9 protein-coding genes are annotated in these 18379 nt (G+C 62.0%); 3 read left to right on the plus strand and 6 right to left on the minus strand.

Annotated features, from left to right (window positions below; translation table 11 throughout):
- Nucleotides 1–112: 112 nt before the first annotated feature.
- Nucleotides 113–1438 carry a peroxiredoxin family protein gene (locus HBN54_RS14090; RefSeq protein WP_168673857.1) on the minus strand — a complete coding sequence of 442 codons (1326 nt, stop codon included), beginning with the start codon at nucleotides 1436–1438 and terminating at the stop codon, nucleotides 113–115.
- A 246-nt stretch (nucleotides 1439–1684) separates the two neighbouring features.
- On the opposite strand from HBN54_RS14090, the gene HBN54_RS14095 reads away from it, so the two are divergent.
- Nucleotides 1685–3964: an aconitate hydratase gene (locus HBN54_RS14095; protein ID WP_168673858.1), complete on the plus strand. Its 2280-nt coding sequence runs from the start codon at nucleotides 1685–1687 to the stop codon at nucleotides 3962–3964.
- Between the two features lie 78 nt (nucleotides 3965–4042).
- Nucleotides 4043–4711, plus strand: coding sequence for a DUF3885 domain-containing protein (locus tag HBN54_RS14100; protein WP_168673859.1), 669 nt, complete (start codon nucleotides 4043–4045; stop codon nucleotides 4709–4711).
- 190 nt (nucleotides 4712–4901) lie between these two features.
- On the opposite strand, the gene HBN54_RS14105 is transcribed toward HBN54_RS14100, so the two are convergent.
- From HBN54_RS14105 to HBN54_RS14120, 4 genes are all read right to left on the minus strand, one after another.
- Entirely contained in the window at nucleotides 4902–5447 is a 546-nt protein-coding gene (locus tag HBN54_RS14105; RefSeq protein ID WP_168673860.1) for an REP-associated tyrosine transposase, read from the minus strand.
- 120 nt (nucleotides 5448–5567) lie between these two features.
- Nucleotides 5568–6299, minus strand: coding sequence for an EcsC family protein (locus HBN54_RS14110; RefSeq protein WP_168673861.1), 732 nt, complete (start codon nucleotides 6297–6299; stop codon nucleotides 5568–5570).
- Nucleotides 6300–6343: 44 nt separating this feature from the next.
- Entirely contained in the window at nucleotides 6344–6769 is a 426-nt protein-coding gene (locus HBN54_RS14115) for a hypothetical protein (protein WP_210428064.1), read from the minus strand.
- 33 nt (nucleotides 6770–6802) lie between these two features.
- Complete coding sequence (locus HBN54_RS14120; RefSeq protein ID WP_168673862.1) at nucleotides 6803–7564, minus strand: glycosyltransferase family 2 protein; 762 nt, start codon at nucleotides 7562–7564, stop codon at nucleotides 6803–6805.
- A 415-nt stretch (nucleotides 7565–7979) separates the two neighbouring features.
- Here HBN54_RS14120 and HBN54_RS14125 point away from each other — a divergent pair, with 415 nt between their 5' ends.
- Nucleotides 7980–16553 carry a beta strand repeat-containing protein gene (locus HBN54_RS14125; RefSeq protein WP_168673863.1) on the plus strand — a complete coding sequence of 2858 codons (8574 nt, stop codon included), beginning with the start codon at nucleotides 7980–7982 and terminating at the stop codon, nucleotides 16551–16553.
- A 92-nt stretch (nucleotides 16554–16645) separates the two neighbouring features.
- On the opposite strand, the gene HBN54_RS14130 is transcribed toward HBN54_RS14125, so the two are convergent.
- Nucleotides 16646–18256: a MutS-related protein gene (locus HBN54_RS14130; protein ID WP_168673864.1), complete on the minus strand. Its 1611-nt coding sequence runs from the start codon at nucleotides 18254–18256 to the stop codon at nucleotides 16646–16648.
- Between the last annotated feature and the right edge of the window lie 123 nt (nucleotides 18257–18379).

Genomic DNA, 18379 nt, shown 5'->3' on the forward strand with positions numbered 1-18379 from the left:
AGAAAGCCGCTATAATGCTTACGTAGATTACTAACTTAGGTCGTAAGCTTCTGCTTAATAGAACTTATTCCAGCGCCCAATCCTCCCTTCCGCTTCATGTTTTCGCCCCCCGCTACTCCTTCAGCAGCTTATCAATCTCCTTATTGAAGGCCGAAATTTCTTCCTGATAATACTGGCCCGTGCCCGGCCCCGAGAAGCCGGTATGAATCTTCCGCACGTTGCCTTTTTTATCCAGGAAAATGGTGGTCGGAAACGCTACGAATTTCGCCAGCTGCGGCAGCGACCGCGCCACCGAGTCCTTATCAGAAACGCCCGCGAAAGCCACGTCGTAGCCAATGTGAAACCGCTCGCGCATGTTGCGCAGCTTGGGTGCCGACTTGGCGTAGTCGCCGCTGCGCTCGTAGCCCAGGCCGATGATTTCCACGCCGCGCGCCTTGTTTTTCTCGTACCACGGGGCCAGGAAGTTGGTTTCGTCCATGCAGTTGGGGCACCACGAGCCCAGGATTTGCACCACCACCACCTTGCCCCGGTACTTGGGGTCGGTGGGGGAGATGCTGCCGCCTTCCAGCACGTTCGGGAACTTGAAATTCAGCCGCGACTCGCCTTTTTTGAGGTAAACCAAGGTATCGGCATCGGGCAGCTGGGCCTTGGGGTCGGGCACGGCCGTCCAGGTTTCGTGGCCCGCTTTGCCGGAGTAAAAGTCACCGAACAGCGTGTTGGGCGCGTACTCTTTGGTGATATCCACCGGTTCCTTCGGCCCGTTGTGGGCCGTGAACAGAAAGGCGTGGCTGCCGTCGAAGGTGCTCAGCTTTATATCCTGTCCGCTTACTTGGCCGCTGAGGTAGCGGTAGTCGCCGGTATTAGTCAGGAAAGTGCCCGCCAGCAGATTGCCCTGCTGGGTGAAGACGCCCGTGGCCGGGTAGCGCTTGCCGTTATCGTCGAAGGTAGCCCGCCAGGTACCGCCAAAGCTCCCCGTTTTCTCGGTCGATTTGGTGGCTGGAAACAAATCCTGCGCGCCCGCCGCTGCCGTCATCGGCACGCGGTACGGCGTTTTCGAATCATACTTCACCCAGGTGCCTTTCAGCTTGCCCGCGCCGTCGGCCCGCACCACCAGCGCGGCATCGAAGGCGTGCATCCGGATAGTAGTCGAGTCGCCGGCCGATTTGATATCCTCGCAGCGCAGTCGCTCCTCGCCGTTCAGGCCTTTATTAATGAGATAGACCACCGGCTGGCCGGCTTCATCTTTCACCTCAAACAAAAACGGGATTTCCTGGCCCTGCGTGGCCAGTACGCCGCGCCACGGGCCGGGCGTGAGCACCGGGGCCCCGGTCGCGCCGCCGGTAGCGGCCGTTTCGGAAGAAGTGGAATTGGATGAGCAGCCGGCGAGGCTCAGGCCCAGCGTGGCCGCAGCCAGCAGCGAAAGGGAAATTGATTTCATGGTAAGCGCAAAAATGCAGACAGAAGCCCAACAACCAAGCCCTGGGCCGTTAGGTTACGCCTGCCTCTGCGTACCTCCGCGGAAACCTCCGCGCACCTCCGCGAGAAATAATGGCCGCCCCACACCGAACGCCACCCCAAAAAACCGCGTTAAACCTATGAAAACCCGCATCGGCGCATTTTGGCTAGGTACAACTTAGCCGGAGTGCTACATTTGCGCAACCACTCTTTATATAACACGCATCCTATGGCTTTCGACCTGGAAATGATTCGCACGGTGTACGCCGGCATGGGTTCCCGCATCGAGGCGGCCCGCGCCGCCGTGGCACGCCCGCTTACCCTCACCGAGAAAATTCTCTACGCCCACCTTTATGGCGGCGAAGTAAAGCAGGCCTACGAGCGCGGCGTTTCCTACGTCGATTTCGCCCCCGACCGCGTGGCTATGCAGGATGCCACCGCCCAGATGGCGCTGCTCCAGTTCATGCAGGCCGGCAAGCCCACCGCCGCCGTGCCCAGCACCGTGCACTGCGACCACCTCATTCAGGCCAAGGACGGCGCTACTGCCGACCTGGCCGAAGCCAACTCTGAAAACAAGGAAGTGTACGACTTCCTGGCCTCGGTTTCCAATAAATACGGCATCGGCTTCTGGAAGCCCGGCGCGGGCATCATTCACCAGGTTGTGCTGGAAAACTACGCCTTCCCCGGCGGCATGATGATTGGTACCGACTCGCACACCCCCAACGCGGGCGGTTTGGGCATGGTCGCCATTGGCGTGGGCGGTGCCGATGCCGTGGACGTAATGGCCGGCATGGCTTGGGAGCTGAAGTTCCCGAAAGTCATTGGCGTGAAGCTGACCGGCCGGATGAACGGCTGGACTTCGGCCAAAGACGTGATTCTGAAAGTAGCCGGCATCCTGACCGTGAAGGGCGGTACGGGCGCTATCGTGGAGTATTTCGGCGACGGTGCCGAGAGCCTCTCGGCCACTGGCAAAGGCACCATTTGCAACATGGGCGCTGAAATCGGCGCCACCACGTCGGTGTTCTCCTACGACGAGAAGATGGGCGACTACCTGCGCGGTACCGGCCGGGCCGAAATCGCCGAGGCTGCCGCCGCCGTGCGCCAGCACCTGCGCGCCGACGACGAGGTGTACAACGACCCGGCTAAATACTACGACCAGCTCATCGAAATCGACCTCAACACGCTGGAGCCTTACGTGAACGGCCCTTTCACGCCGGACGCTGCCTGGCCGATTTCGGAGTTTGCCGCCGCCGTAAAGGAGCACGGCTGGCCCGAGAAGCTGGAAGTGGGCCTCATCGGCTCGTGCACCAACTCTTCGTACGAAGACATTACCCGCGCCGCCAGCATTGCCAAGCAGGCCGTAGATAAGGGCCTGACCGTGAACGCCGAGTTCACCATCACGCCTGGCTCGGAGCTGGTGCGCTACACGGTGGCCCGCGACGGCCTCCTCGACACCTTCGCCGACATGGGCGGCGTGGTGCTCGCCAACGCCTGCGGCCCGTGCATCGGCCAGTGGGCTCGCCACACCGACGACCCCAAGCGCCGTAACTCCATCATTACGAGCTTCAACCGCAACTTCGCCAAGCGCAACGACGGTAACCCCAACACGCACGCTTTCGTGGCCTCGCCCGAAATCGTGACGGCCTTCGCCATTGCCGGCGACTTGACCTTCAACCCCCTCACCGATACGCTGCCCGGCAAAAACGGCCCCGTGAAATTCGACGAGCCGGTGGGCGTGGAAATGCCCCCGCGTGGCTTCGCCGTGGAGGATGCCGGTTTCCAGGCTCCCGCTGCCGATGGCTCGGGCGTGCAGGTACTGGTGAGCGATACCTCCGACCGCCTGGAGTTGCTCACACCTTTCAAGGCTTGGGAAGGCACCGATTTGATGGGCCTGCGCCTGCTCATCAAAGCCCAGGGCAAGTGCACCACCGACCACATTTCGATGGCCGGCCCGTGGTTGAAATACCGCGGTCACCTGGACAATATCTCCAATAACATGCTCATCGGAGCCACCAACGCCTTCAATGGCGAGGCAAACTCGGTGCGCAACTTCGCCGTGCAGGGCGACGGCTACACCACCGTGCCGCAGTCGGCTCGTTCCTATAAGAGCCTGGGCATCGGTACCGTGGTAATCGGGGACGAGAACTACGGCGAAGGCTCGTCGCGTGAGCACGCCGCCATGGAGCCCCGTCACCTCGGCGTACGCGCCGTGATTGTGAAGAGCTTCGCCCGCATTCACGAAACCAACCTGAAGAAGCAGGGCATGCTCGGCCTCACCTTCGCCAACAAGGCCGACTACGACCTGATTGAGGAAGGCGACACCATCGACATCCTCGGCCTGACGGATTTCCAAGAAGGCAAGCCCTTGCAGGCCCGCCTGCACCACGCCGACGGCGACACCGACCTCATCACCCTCAACCACACCTACAACGAAGGTCAGATTGAGTGGTTCAAAGCCGGCTCGGCCCTGAACCTGATTCGCTTGAAAGAAGCCGGCCAGGTGGCGTAACTGCCATCAGCCAGGAGCTTAAGCTGCAACGGCCGCCTCAGGAAACTGGGGCGGCCGTTTTTAATAAATTGCCATCTTATGAAGGAAGAATTACAACAGTATTTGCACAAATCTTTTGGTCGTCATCCACCTTATTCAACCAACGATATCAACCTGGATTATTCGGTTGGGGGGCAGGTGCACATTCGTTTTGAACTTGGTGGAGAATTGCTTAGGAATGGTACCAGAGAGCGGGTTGCGCAATCGTCGCAACGGGCCGTTACACTATTTGAAGATACTTTCCCAGACACTGAGAACAAAATATGGGTTTTGATTTATGACTATTCAGAAACTCTGGTTGATGAGAATCCAAATTTTTTATGCCAGCAATTTCCGTCAGACCTATTATCCACCTTTTATAATCAGGTAGAAAGAGTTCATGAATGTGTCGGCAATGTGAATGAGCTTGAAAACGAGGGTAATGATGGAAAAGATTGCAAAATAATTATTGGCAAAGTCAAGGTTAAGGATATTAAATATCAACATATCCTTGAGGCAATTGCTAATAGTGAAATGGGATTTGAGCCGGCAATCGATAGCCGAGTGTATTTTGTTGACCCAAAAACTGACCGTATTTTCCGCATGTATGATGACCGGGGCTGCTTTGTAGAAAGCAATTCAGCGGACAACATCCGGGATTTATATCAGCGGCGAAATGACTGGATTGCTGATTATCACCGTCCGGAAATCGATAAATATTTCCAGTAGTTTCCCTGCTAATAAATACAGCGCCGCTGCTACCGCTGCTCTTTCGGAGTTGTACTCCGGAAGTTCAACCTGCTGGGGGCTTGTAGCCCCCGAGCATAGCCCGGTACCTGCCATACAGGCAGAGTAGAACTCCGCAGCAGGTGGCTTTCGGAGTATAACTCCGAAAGAGCTTTTTGAGCTTTTCGCCTTTTCAGTCGAGAAATAGGACGTCGAGCAGGCCGCCTTGCTCGGCGTAGTTGGAGGCGGAGCTGTAGAGGTAGTATTCGGCCTCAGCCACTAGTTCGGCGCGAACGGGGTTTTGGTGCAGGTAATGCAGCTTTTGCAGGGTGAAATCCCGGGTCATTAATTCTTTGGCTTCGTTGCCATCCTGCCAGAATTTATAGGTTTCGCTTTTGGCATTGGTGCGGGCGTTGTAGGCGAAGCGGTGCAACAGCCACTGCCGCCGGCTTTCGGGGTCGCGCTGGATGGCGGTGGTAATGGCTTTGCTGGTGTGGCGCTTGAAATCGCGCAGGATGTCCGACAGGTTCTTGTCGGGCGGGGTGGCGGCAATCAGGTGTAGGTGGTTGCTCATTAGGCACCAGGCGTACAGTTCCAGGCCCTTGTGCTGTTGGCAGTAGCGCAGGGCATCGACGATGATGTGGCGGTAGGAGGGGCGGGTGAATACGTCGACCCAGTCGACCACGGTCATGGTGAGGAAGTAGATGTGGTCGGGGAAGATGCGGTTTTTTAGGCCCATTTGGGTGGGAGCGAGGGGGGAGTTGTATTTTGCCCGAGTGGTAAATTTCGGGCCGGGCGCGGGGGCTGCAAGCCCCCGGCAGGTGGCTTTCGGAGTGTAACTCCGAAAGAGCCCCTTAAGCTACTCCAGTTGCCTCACAGCAAAATACCGCATCCGGTAGCAGTTCTGGGCTGTGTGGCCCAGCTGCGCGATGAGCTTGTAGTTGGCCACGGCTCCCACGGCGGCCCCCACGAAGGGCAGGAGCTGGGCCATTTTGGCGAGGTCGATGTAATCCCGGTATTCCTGCTGAAAGGTGCGCCAGTCAAATTCCTCGGGGTTGAGGGGCAGGGTGAGGCGGTAGGCGTCCCAGGTGGCGAGGCGGTGGTAGGTGGCGTTGCGGGTGTGCTGGCTGCTGAAGGCCAGCTGGAAAACATAGAGCACGTAGAGGCGCTCGGTGTAGTCGTGCACGTCGTAGCCGTAGGCGGCGGCCACGTCGAAGAGCAGCTTGAGCTTGAGGCCGAGCAGCAGCGGAAAATCGGCCAGGCCGAGCAGGAAGCCGCCCGCGCCGGTCACGGCGCCTTCGGCGGTGGCCATGGTGCGGTAGTTGCGAATCTGGCTGCGCACGGCGGTTTCGCGCTGCGCAAAGGAGACATTGGCCAGCAGCTTGCCGGTGGTGTGCTGCGAGCCGAAGAGCACGCCGCGCACCATTTGCCGGATGGCGGCCGTGATGGCCTGGTGCACACGCTCGGGCAAAAAGGCATTGAGCCTCACCTGCACGCGCCGGGCAAAGTTGTTGAGAAACGACGGTGACCGCTGCATTTTCAGCTGCCAGGCACGAAGCTCGATGCGGGCTTGCTGTTCTTCGGAGTTCATTCGGAAAAGGGAAAAGGGCCGTAGCGCGAACGTTACAGCTTGCGCTATAAGGTGGCTACCTGACTGGCCCGCGTTTCGCGGGGCTTCTGCACCAGGTAATAATACAGCAGAATGCCCAGCCCGATGAGAAAGGGCACCAGCGCCAGGTGCTTGCCCGTGACGTGCGGAGCCACCTGCACGGCATCGAACCCAAAAAACTCGCTGCCCATCCAATACGAGTTGGCCGTAATCCAGAACACGATGGCCAGGTTGTGGGCCAGCTCCGAGGCGTAGGCGCGGGTGCGCCAGGCAATGACCAGGGCAATGCCCAGCGTGGGCACCACCATGAGCAGGCCCAGCGGCCGCCACACCATGCACCAGGCAATATCCTTCAGTAGCCAGAACAGGATGTGCGTGTTTTCCATCTTCCGGAATGCGGCTGGGATGGCGTACACTTCTTCGGTTGCAACGGCGGTTTCGGGGACGGCCATGGGGCGGGCAAAAGCTCAAAAATAAGGCCGGCGCTACTTCCCTGGTGCGGCAATGCCCAGTGCCCGCAGCTGCGGCGCGTATTTTTCATAAATCACCTGCAAATCGGCGTTGTGCTTATTGGCATCAACCCCAATGCTCACGTTGCGGGCGTGGAAGCGGTGCAGGTGGCTGATGTGCGGGCACACCACCGGCAGCTGCCCGGCCAGCAGGAAGCGCACGTAAAGGTCGAGGTCCTCGGCCATGGCCAGCTCGCCGTCGTAGCCGCCCACCTCGTCTACAAAAGCCCGGCTGTAGCACACGTTGCCCTGGATGAAATGCTCGGCCCGGAAAATGGCTTGCAGCATGGCCGTGGGCGTTTCAAACTGCCAGGCGTAGTAGTCCTCGTGGGGCAGGTAGCGGCCGGATTCATCCACGCGCAGGAAATCGGCCACGAGCCACGGCCGGCCGGGGTGGGCCTGAATGTGGGCGGCGTAGTGGTGCAGGGTGCGCTGGAGCATGATGTCATCGTCATCGAGGGGCACAACCCAGGCATCGGGCGCGGCTTCCCGGATGAGGGCGTTGCGGGCCGCACCGGCCAGTTGGCGGCCGGGCGAGTGCCAGTGGCGCAGCGGCGGGCCGGGCTGGGCGGCGGCCTCGCGCAGGTAGGCGGCCGTGCCATCGCGCGAGCCGCTGTCGTAAATCAGGTGTTCGAAGGAGAAATCGAGCGGGGCGCTGACGGTGGCGCGCACGCTGGCCACGGCCTCGGGCAATAGCTCCCGGCGCTGGTGGGTGGGGGTGATGACGGTAAAATGCATAGGTGGGGTGTTCGTCGGGAGAGCCAAAAAAGTTGCCGCCGGGGCCGTTTCGGGCGGGGTGTGATGCTCGGATGAGGTAGTGGATGGTGGTCGGGGCGGCCCATGCGCCTGGTATACTGCCGACCTCGACTAATTCGTGGATATAACTCTTATAAGTCAATGGCTTAACTTAATTTTCTGAACCTGTGAATAAGGGGCCATTAGGTAGTATCTTTCTGCGCTGGGCTTGTGCTTCAAGAATGTAATTAATGGCAATCCATTTCTGCATTTGTGCCATTGTGCCACCGCAACTAATTATTGTTTAGTGGTTTGATTTTTAAAATGCCAGTAGTCATGGCCTTTTATATAGATTGATTTAATAGCTCATCTTTTCATTTAGTCCCTCATTTTCTTTTTTTACTCCTCTTTCTTCTTTATGCAAAAACCTTTACGTTACGGACTGCCGGGCCAACCGGCAGAAAAATTTCCAAAAGCGGCCCGTTGGGGCCGGGTGCTGGCGGTGCTGGCCCTGCTGCTAATCGGTGGCGGTACCAGCGCGTGGGCGCAGGCCACCAGAACCCTGCCGGGCAGCTACGTCAGCTTTTCAGATGCCATCACCGACATCAATGCCAACTTCCCCAACGGGGGCGTGACGGTGAGCGTGGCGGCCGACTACTCCGAAGCCCCCACTACTGCGCTGCCCGCCCTTACGGCACAAGGCACAGGCGGCGTGGCCGGGCAGATTGTCTTTCGCAAGTCGGGTACGGGCCTCAACCCAAAAATTACGGCTTCGTGGACGGGCACTACCACTACGGTAGACGCCATCATCACTCTGTCGGGGGCCGACTACGTGACGTTCGACGGCATTGACCTGGCCGACCTCACGAGCCACGTTACCCAGACCACGGCCATGGAGGCGGGCTTCGCGCTGTTCCGGCCCACCGCCACCAACGGCAGCCAGAACAACACGATTCAGAATTGCGTTGTAACCATGAACCGCTCGAACCTGACCACCTCGGCCACGACGGGCGTACCGTACGGCATTTACGGAGCCAGCACCGATGCCACGGGCACAGCTGTGGCCACGACCAGTGCGGCGGGTACCAATTCGAACAATAAGTTCTATGCCAACTCCATCCAGAATACCCAGATGGGTATTTACCTGCTGGGCTTTGCTGATGCGACCTCGCCTTATGCCCTGCTCGACCAGGGCAATGATGTGGGCGGTACAGCGGTGGCCACCGGCAATACCATCCAGAATTTTGGCGGAATAGCGGCGGTAACGGCCTACGGCATCCGCATGGGCAACCAAAATGGGGGCAATTCCGGCTATAATGCTGTGAGCAACGCGGCTAACGGTGGAGTAGTCAGCCCCAGCACCTTCTACGGCATCCAGTTTACGGGCGGTGCTAACGGCAGCTGCACGGCCAGCAACAATACCATTACCATCAGCCAGGGGCTGAATAATAGCCAGGTGGTAGCCATACAAACGGTATTGGCTGGCACCGGAACTACCACGGTCAACACCAACACGGTAAATTTTAGCTTGACTGCTACCGGAGGCGTGGCCAATACCAGTGCGCGCTTTCTGCTTATTAACGGCGGGGCAACGGGCACGCTCAACATGAATGGCAACACCGTGAACTGCTCGCTCAGCATTGCCGCCGCCAGCACCAACGTGTCGGGGGGGGCTTATGGGGTAAACAACCAGGGCGCAGTGACCGGCAACGTGTCGATGAGCAATAACACGGTTACGTATACCCTTAATAACTCCAGCAGCAGCACTTTGTCGTCGGTGTGCGGGGCGGTGTTCAATCAAACGGCCATTGCGGGTAACCTGACCATGACCGGTAACACGGTAAGCATTACCAGTAGCAATACCAGTACGGGGACTATTTCCAGTGCGCTGTACGGAGCCTACAATTCGGCCGCTATAGGCGGCACGGCCACACTAAACACCAATGTCTTCACGCACGCGGGTACCAATACTAGTACGGGTACTTTCTCTTCGGTGGTAAACGCGGTCTACAATTCGGGTACGGTAACGGGCCTGCTCACCTTCAGCGGCAACACCTATCTGAACAGCACAACGGCTACTACCGGCACGATTTACCTGGTTTATGCCAACTCATCAACCAATAACCTGCTGGTACAGAACAACACCCTCAATAGCCTGAACAAGACGGGGGCCGGTGGCACCGTGTACGGGTACTATAATAACGGGGGCGGTGCCGGTACTGCGACGATGGATGGCAATGCCATTACCAACATCACCCTGACGGGCGCAACTGCATTCAACGGGTTGTACAGTAGCTCTGCTTCCACGCAGGCACTTGTGGCCACCAACAATACGATGACGGGCATTACGGCGGGTACTTCGGCCAGTCTCGGCATTAGTTTTACCAGTACCTCCTTCACTGGTGCCGTCACGGCTACTGGCAACACCATTGCCTTCATTACGGCCGGGGCCGCGCTGACGGGCATTGGGGTGGCCTCGCAGGCGGGTACGGCCACAATTAGCAACAACACCCTCAACCTGACTAGCACGGCCGGGGCCTGCATCGGCATCAATGCCACGTCGATAGTAGCCCAGACCATCAATGGCAACACCATTACCGGTATTAGCGGCGCTGCTGCTGTGACGGGCATTGTGGCGGGCGGCACCAGTACCCAGACGGTGGCCCAGAACATTATCGGGGGGCTGCGGGGAACAACCAGCGTGCTGGTGGGCCTGTCAGTATCGGCGGGCACCACCAACACTGTAACGGGCAATAAGCTCTATGACTTTGCCCTGACGGGGGCTAGCACGGTAACGGGCCTGGCCGTGAGCAGCGGCACCACCACGCTGGCCAACAACCTTGTGGGCGACCTGCGCGCCCCGGTCGCTACCAGCGCCACCGGCGTGACCGGCCTGCAGGTATCGGGCGGCACCACCGTGAACGTGTATTACAACACGATATACCTGGCGGCTGCGGGCGCGGCTACGTTCGGTTCGTCGGGCATTTACCTGTCGAGCACCACACCGACGGTTTTGCTCATCAATAACATTGTGGACAACAAATCCACCCCCGGCGCGACCAGCGGCCTGACGGTGGCCCTGCGCCGCTCGGCAACGGCCGTCACCGGCTACGCCAGCACCTCCAACTACAACCTGTACTACGCCGGTGCGCCGGCCGCCAACCGGCTGCTGTACTACGATGGCACCAACTCGTACCAGACGCTGGCCGCCTGGCAGGCCGGCACCGGCATTGCGCCCCGCGAAGCCGCTTCCAAGACGGAGGATGTAACCTTTGCCAGCACTACGGGCAGCGATGCCACTTTCCTGCACATCAACCCCAGCGTAGCGACGCAGGTAGAAAGCGGGGGCGTGGCCATCAGCGGCATCACCACTGATTTCGACGGCGACACGCGCAACGCGACTACGCCCGATATCGGGGCCGACGAGGGCAGCTTCACGCCCAACGACCAGACACCGCCCACCATTGCCTACACGGCGCTGGGCAACACCGGCAGCACAGCCAGCCGCACCCTGACGGCCACCATTGCCGATGCCAGCGGTGTGGCCACGGGCGCGGGGGCTCCGCGCATTTACTACCGGCTGAGCACGGACCCCACATACTTCGGCGCGGTAGCTACCGCGGTGGCGGGCAGCAGCTATACGTTCACCATTGACTACGCCAACATCGGTGGCGCGCCAGCCGGAGGCACTACTATTCAGTACTACGTGGCTGCCCAGGATGCCAGCGTCAACAGCAACGTGGCCAGCAGCCCTACGGGCGGCGCGGGCATCAGCCCGCCCGGCGGCACTGCCCCCGCGGCGCCCGCCTCGTACCAGATTCTGGCCCAGCTGGCCGGCGACTACTACGTGCTGGGCACGGCCGGGGCCGGTACTTCGCCGGGCGGGGCCACCCGCGAATACGCGACCCTGACGGCGGCCGTGGCCGACTACAACAGCAAGGGCCTGGGCGGCGCGGTGCGCTTCCTGCTGTTCAGCAACACGCAGAGCCCCGAGACGTATCCGATTTCGATTAATGCAAACGCCGACGCCAGCGCTACCAATACGCTGACCATTAAGCCCAGCGCAGGTGTGACGACCACGCTGAGCGGCAGCAGCACGGCCGAGCTTATTTTGCTCAATGGAGCCGACTACGTGACCATCGACGGCTCCAACGCCGCCGCCGGCACCAGCCGCGACCTGACCCTGACCAACACCAGCACGGGCACCAGCAGCGCCATTATTTGGGGCCAGACGACGGGCGCGGCCGACGCGGCCACCAACAACGTGGTGAAAAACCTGATGCTGACCGGCAGCGGCAAAACGGCCACGCTGTTTGGCGTGGGCTTTGGCGGCACGGCCGTGAGCACCAGCAGCCTGGGCACAGCCAACGTGAACAACACGGTGCAGAACAACTCGGTGGGCCTGGTGCAGTACGGCATCTACTCGCAGGGAGCCAGCCTCGCCAACAAGAACACGGGCACCGTTATCACCCAGAACCTGCTCGGGACCAGCGCCGGGGCTCTGGTGGGCTACGGCGGCATTGTGGTGGGCTTTGAAGATGGCATCAACATCTCACTCAATACGATAGACAACATCACCAGCGCCGGCTCGCCCGACGTGGTGGGCATCAACGCCGGCTTCGGCGCGAACGGTATCAACGCCGGTACGTTCACGGGCAACGAGGTGACCAATGCCACCATCGTCCGCAACCGGGTGGGCGTGGTGAAGAACACCGGCACCTATTCGGCTGCAGGCATTGCCCTGGCCTCGGCCGCGACGGGCACCTCCACCATTGCCAACAACTTTGTGAGCGGCGTGAGCGCCAACGGCACCGGCGGCGACTTTGGCGCCGGCATCTACCTCGGTGGTGGGGCCGGCACTACGCAGGTGTACTACAACTCGGTGTGGATGAGCGGCACCAACGGCGGCAGCTCGGCGGGTACTTACCCCAGTATTGCCCTGGCCATTGGGGGCAGCAACCCGGTGGTGAACGTGCGCAACAACGCCTTGGCCAACACCCAGACGACGGGCACGGCCAACTACAACGCCGCCATCGGCCTAGCCTACAGTACCTACACCAACCTCACGTCGGACTACAACGACCTGTACGTGGGCACCGGCACGTACTATGTGGTGGGCATCACGGGGGGCTTCAACACTACGGCCCCCACGACCAGCAAGTCCCTGAGCATCTGGCAGACGACAACCAGTAAGGATGCCAGCTCCAAGAGCCTGGACCCGGTCTTTACCTCGGCTACTGACCTGCACAGCGCCTCGCCGGACCTCGACAACGCGGGGACACCCATTACGCCGCCCATTGCGGGCATTACCACCGTGGACATCGACGGCGACGCCCGGAGCGCCACCACGCCCGACATTGGGGCCGACGAGTTTGCATACGTCGACAACCAAGCCCCCACCATTACCTACACGGCGCTGGGCAACACCACCAGCACCGCCAACCGCACCCTGACGGCTACCATTACGGATGTTAGCGGCGTGGCCATGGGGGCGGGTGCTCCGCTCATCTACTATCGCAAGGGCAGCAGCGGCGCTTACGTGAGCGCCGTAGCCACCAGCACGGCCGTTAATGGGCTTAACAACGGCACCTACACGTTCACGCTGGACTATACTGCCATTGGCGGCGTAGCGGCTGGCGATGTGGTGCAGTATTACGTGGCGGCGCAGGATGCCAGCCTGGCCAGTAACGTGGCCACCAGCCCCACGGGCGGCACGGGCATCAGCCCGCCCGGCAGTACGGCCCCCGCCGGGCCCAACGCCTACACCATTTTCGGCCCGCTGCCCGTGGCAATTTCGGTGGGCACCGGTCAGACCTATGCTTCGCTCACCAACACAGGTGGCCTGTTTGAGGCCATCAACGGTGGGACGCTGAGCGGCAATACCACTGCAACCATCACCTCGGACCTGACCGGCGAGCTGGGCACGGTAGCCCTGGGCCCGCTGCCCGACGGTGGCAACGGCTACACGCTCACCATTAAGTCGGACGGAACGCTGCGCAGCATCACGGGTAGCTCCTCGGCTGCCACGGGCCTCGTGCGGCTTGCCGGGGCCAGCCGCGTCACCTTCACGGGGGCGCAGCCCACGGCTGCTTCGCAGAGCCTGCTGTTCCGCAACGGCAACAGCGCGGCCCCGGCCTTCAACCTGACGGCCGATGCCAGCAACAACACGCTGGCCAACCTGCTGGTAGAAAGCGCGAACACCAGCGCCACCAGCGGCACCATCGTGCTGGGCAGCGGCACAAGCACCGGCAACAGCAACAACCTGCTCACCAATCTGGACATTCGCAGCGCGGCCAACGTAACATCGGCCAGCTACGCCAACGGCGTGTACTCGGCTGGCCTCAGCAGCACGGTGCTCAACTCGGGCAATACCGTCTCGAATAGCCTGCTGCACAATTTCTCGGGCAGCGGGGTATTTGTTTCGACCAACAGCACGGGCTGGACGGTATCGGGCAACAGCCTCTACCAGGAAGCCAGCCGCTCCACGGCCACCATCGCCGTGCGACTGGCCACCGGCAACGGTCACACCATCAGTACGAACAGTGTTTACCAAACGGCGGGTACGCTGACGGGTGCGTTCACCGGCATCAGCCTCATTGGCGGTGGTACCGGGCACCTGGTGCAGGACAACTACGTAGGCGGAGCCACCGCCACCGCCACCGGCACCACGCTGGCGGCCACTGGGGCCACCAACGGCATCCTGCTCACGGTGGGCACTTCGGCGGCCACCAGCGTGCAGGGCAATGTGGTGCGGGCGCTGAGCAGCACCGGCGGCACGTCACTGATTGCCGGCATTCAGGTAACGGCCGGTATGGTGAACGTGGGCACCGTAACGGGCAACATCGTCGGGAATGCGGGCACGGGGCAGGGCCTTGGGGCCAGCTACGTCGGGCGCGGGATTTCGGTGACCAGCACCGTGCCCGTAGCCATTCGCAACAACCATGTGCTGAACCTGAACACGACGAGCAATGCGCAATTGGCCGTGTACCTGTACGGTGTTTTTGTGAATAACACGAGCACGACCACCGTGGCCAACAACACCATAAACGGCGTGACCAACGCCTCGCTGGTGGATGACACCAACGACGATGGCCCCCTCACCCGTGGCATCTTCAGCTCCGCCACCGGAGTGATTACGGTGCAGGACAACCAAGTGGCAAATGTGGTGAGTACCGCCGCTGCCACGGGCGTCAATACTTCCAACAGCTATAACTACATCACGGTGCAGGGCATTTTGCTTTACCAGGCGGGCAGCGCCTCGCAGGTGGCGCGCAACCGCGTCTGGAACGTGTCGTCTTCCAGCAACGGCACCGGCTTACTCGCCGATGAGGTCTACGGGGTTCAGCTCTCCAGCACCACAGGCGTGGCAATCGCCAACAACCAACTCAGCCTGCTGGCTTCGGTCGCAACTGCGCCATTCACGGCCGGCATATACGACGCCAGCGGCAGCAATACCATTGCTTTCAACTCGGTGTACCTGGCCGGCGCGGGCGCGTCCGGCACCTTTGCTTACTACCGGGGCGGCACCACTGCTACCACCCTGCGCAACAACATCTTCTACAACGCCCGCACTGGCAGCGGCAGCAACTACGCCGTCGCCACCGGCTCGGCCACGGGCTTCGTGGGCTCTACCACCAACCCCGGCCCCAATACGTCGGACTACAACCTGTTCTTCACCGCCGATGCTGCCAAAGTGGGTCTGTACGGCACCACCGGCTACTCGTTTGCCGGCTGGAAAACCATCAGCAGCGGCGACGGCAGCAGCATGAGCGAAACCAGCGCCGTGGTGCTGGCGGCCAGCCTGTTTGCCAGCCCCGCCACCGGCGACCTGGCGCTGGCAGCCGGTAGCCCGGCCGCCTGGTATGCCAACGGCACGGGAGTGCAGGTCGCCAGCATCGGCACCGACTACTTGGGCACCGCGCGCCCCACCACCGTGGCCGCCGGTGCGCCCGACATCGGCTCGGCCGAAGTAACGCCCACTGCCACGCCCCCGGCCATGGCCGTATCGGCCGCCCCCGTGGCGGGCGGTACGCAGATGTTCACACTCGGCGGGCGCACCCTGGTCAGCCTCACGTACGGCAGCGCCGGCACGGTGCCCACCAGCGTGGTGGCCCGCTACTACTCGGGCACCAACCCGCCCGCGCCTTTCGTGGCCGGGGCCAAGTATGCGAATGCCTATTTCACTTTCAGCAATGATAATTCCGACGGCAGCGCCTACACGTACCAGCCCACGCTCAGCTACGACCCGGCCCTGCTGGGCACCATCGTCGGCGAAACGGCCCAGCGCATCAGCCAGCGTACGGCCAGCAACAGCGGCTACGCCACCTTCGCCTCCACGGTGGTGAACACCCTGAGCCGCACCCTCGCCGGTCCGGCTACCCTGGACCGCCTGGGCCTGCTGGCCATCAGCGATGCGGCCAGCCCGCTGCCGGTGCAGCTGGTTCGGTTTGAAGCCACCCGCCAGGGCACTGATGCCTTGCTGGACTGGGCCACGGCCACGGAGCTCGATAACCAGGGCTTCGACGTGCAGGTGAGCCTGGATGGGCAAAGCTTCCGGTCCCTGGCCTTCGTGGCCGGGGCAGGCAGCAGCGCCACCCCGCGCAGCTACCGCTTTGCCGACCACGAAGCCAGCAAAGCCGGCCTGCGCTACTACCGCCTGCGCCAGGTGGACCGCCAAGGCACGGCCACGTTCTCGCCGGTACGCACCGCGCTGTTTGAGGCCCCGGCCGCCCAACTGGTGGCCTGGCCCAATCCCTATCAGCAGGCGGTGCGCCTGAGCGTGGTGCTGCCGCTGGCGGCCCCCTCGGCCACCCTCACGCTGCTTGATGGCGTGGGCCGGCAGGTGCTGCGCCAGGAGCTGGGCCCGCTGCCCGCCGGCCTCAGCGAGCCCGCGCTTGACCCCGCTGCCTTCGGCCGGTTGCCGGTGGGTATCTATGTTCTGCGCCTCTCAACCCCCGCCGGCACGCAGGTGTTGAAGCTGATAAAGGAGTAGGTTCTAAGCGCAAAAAAAGAGCCCTGGCAACTGCTAGGGCTCTTTTTTTGCAGTGGCGGCTTACACGCGGTGCGCCGGTGCTGCGATGGAGCTCAACCGGTGGCCGTGCCCGGGGCGGCGGCACCGGCCGCGTCCAAGGTGCGGCTCAGGGCCAGGGCCTGCTGCACGATGCTGGCCGGGTAGCCCGCCCGGGCCAGCAGCCGGATGGCGTTGCGGGTGGTGAGCGGGCCGGGCTTGAGCTCGTAGTCGAAGTACCAGTCGGCCTCGGTCACGGTTTCGGAGAAGTGGTATTCGGTGAAAGCCGGGGCCAGGAGTGCGCCCAGCTCGCCGTCGTGCGTGGAGGCCACCACCAGGCTGCGCGCTTGCAGGTGCGCCAGCACCGCCTGCGTGGCCGCAATGCGCTCTACCGTATTGGTGCCCTTGAACAGCTCGTCGAGAATAAACAGGTAGCCCTCGGCTTCGGCCTGCTGAATAAAACCCAGCACGGCCTCGGCCTCGGCGAAATAGTAACTCTTGCCCTCGGGCAGGTTATCGGCCAGGTTGATGCTGGATACTACCCGCCGGAATGGGGCCGCGTAGGCCGCTGCCGGGCAGGTGGCAATGGTTTGGGCCAGCAGGGTATTGAGGCCGATGGTACGCATAAAGGTGGTTTTGCCCGACATATTGGAGCCCGTGAGCAGGATGCTGGCCTCGGTTACGGCCAGGTCGTTGGGCACGCAGCCGGGCACCAGCGGGTTGTAGGCCGCCGTGAGGTGCAGGCCGGTTTCTTCGGTTGAAAAAACCGGGGCGCAGTGTGGGTATCTCGCTCGAAATCCAGCTACTGCTACCGCGCAATCGGCGTAGCCCACCGCCTCGTACACGGCCCGGATGGCCTCGGCGTGTTGCATCACGTCGCGCCGGCAGCGGTGGTACACGATAAAATCGAGCAGCAGCACAATCTTCACGTATTGCAGAATCAGCCACGGCAGGGCCGCCAGGTCGGACTGCAGCTGGCCCTCAAACTGCAAAAAAGCTACCTTGCTCACAATGGAGCTCAGCCGGCCCAGCGGCGCGGCCAGCCCGGCCAGGGGCTTCAGGGGCAGGCTCAGGCGGCCCAGGTCGCGCCCGGCGCGGTAGAGGCTGCCTAATTGCAGCATGGGCCGCACGCCGGCCACCACCCGCGTCCGGTTCCAGAAATGCAGCAGTGTGTGCACCAGCAGCTGTCCGGCCGTGAGCAGCCACAGCGCCGGCTCCCAAAAGCCGCCCACGGCCGTGGCCAGCAGCAGCAGCACCAGCGCCGGGGCGGTGGCCGTCCAAGACAGCTCGGGCAGGGCATCGCCGGCCAGCAGGTCGGCCAGGTAGTAGGCTTCGGTAGAGGCGAGGCGGCTGAGGGCCAGCTGCGCCCGGCCGCGCTCGGTGGGCTGGGTGCCGAAGAGCTGAGCGGCGGCGTCGAACTCCCGCAGGGCCGTTGCATCGGCCAGGGGGCTGCGCAGGCGGTGGTAGAGGCACTGCTGGCCCACGCGGCTCACGGTGCCGTCGAGGAGCGTGAACAGCTCGTCGCCGTTCAGGTCGGTCCAGGTTTGCTGGTCGAGGCGGTGGTAGGCGGGCTCGTCCTGCACCGCCGCGTGGTAGCGGGCAATGAGCGGAAAGTTGCGAAAGCGGGTCGTGGGCTGCTGCCACTCGGCGTCGAGGGCGGCCAGCCGCTCGGAGGTTGAAGTCCACATGGAAAGCGAGGGGAGGGGTGCCGCAGGTGGCGGCCAGGCAAAAGTACTGGCGGCGGCCGGTTGCCGCCGGCCCGTGGCTTTCCCTATTTCTGCCGTACTTGGCGGCGCAAAATCCACCCATTT

It is taken from the genome of Hymenobacter artigasi (assembly GCF_012275535.1).
GTDB classification, from domain to species: domain Bacteria; phylum Bacteroidota; class Bacteroidia; order Cytophagales; family Hymenobacteraceae; genus Hymenobacter; species Hymenobacter artigasi.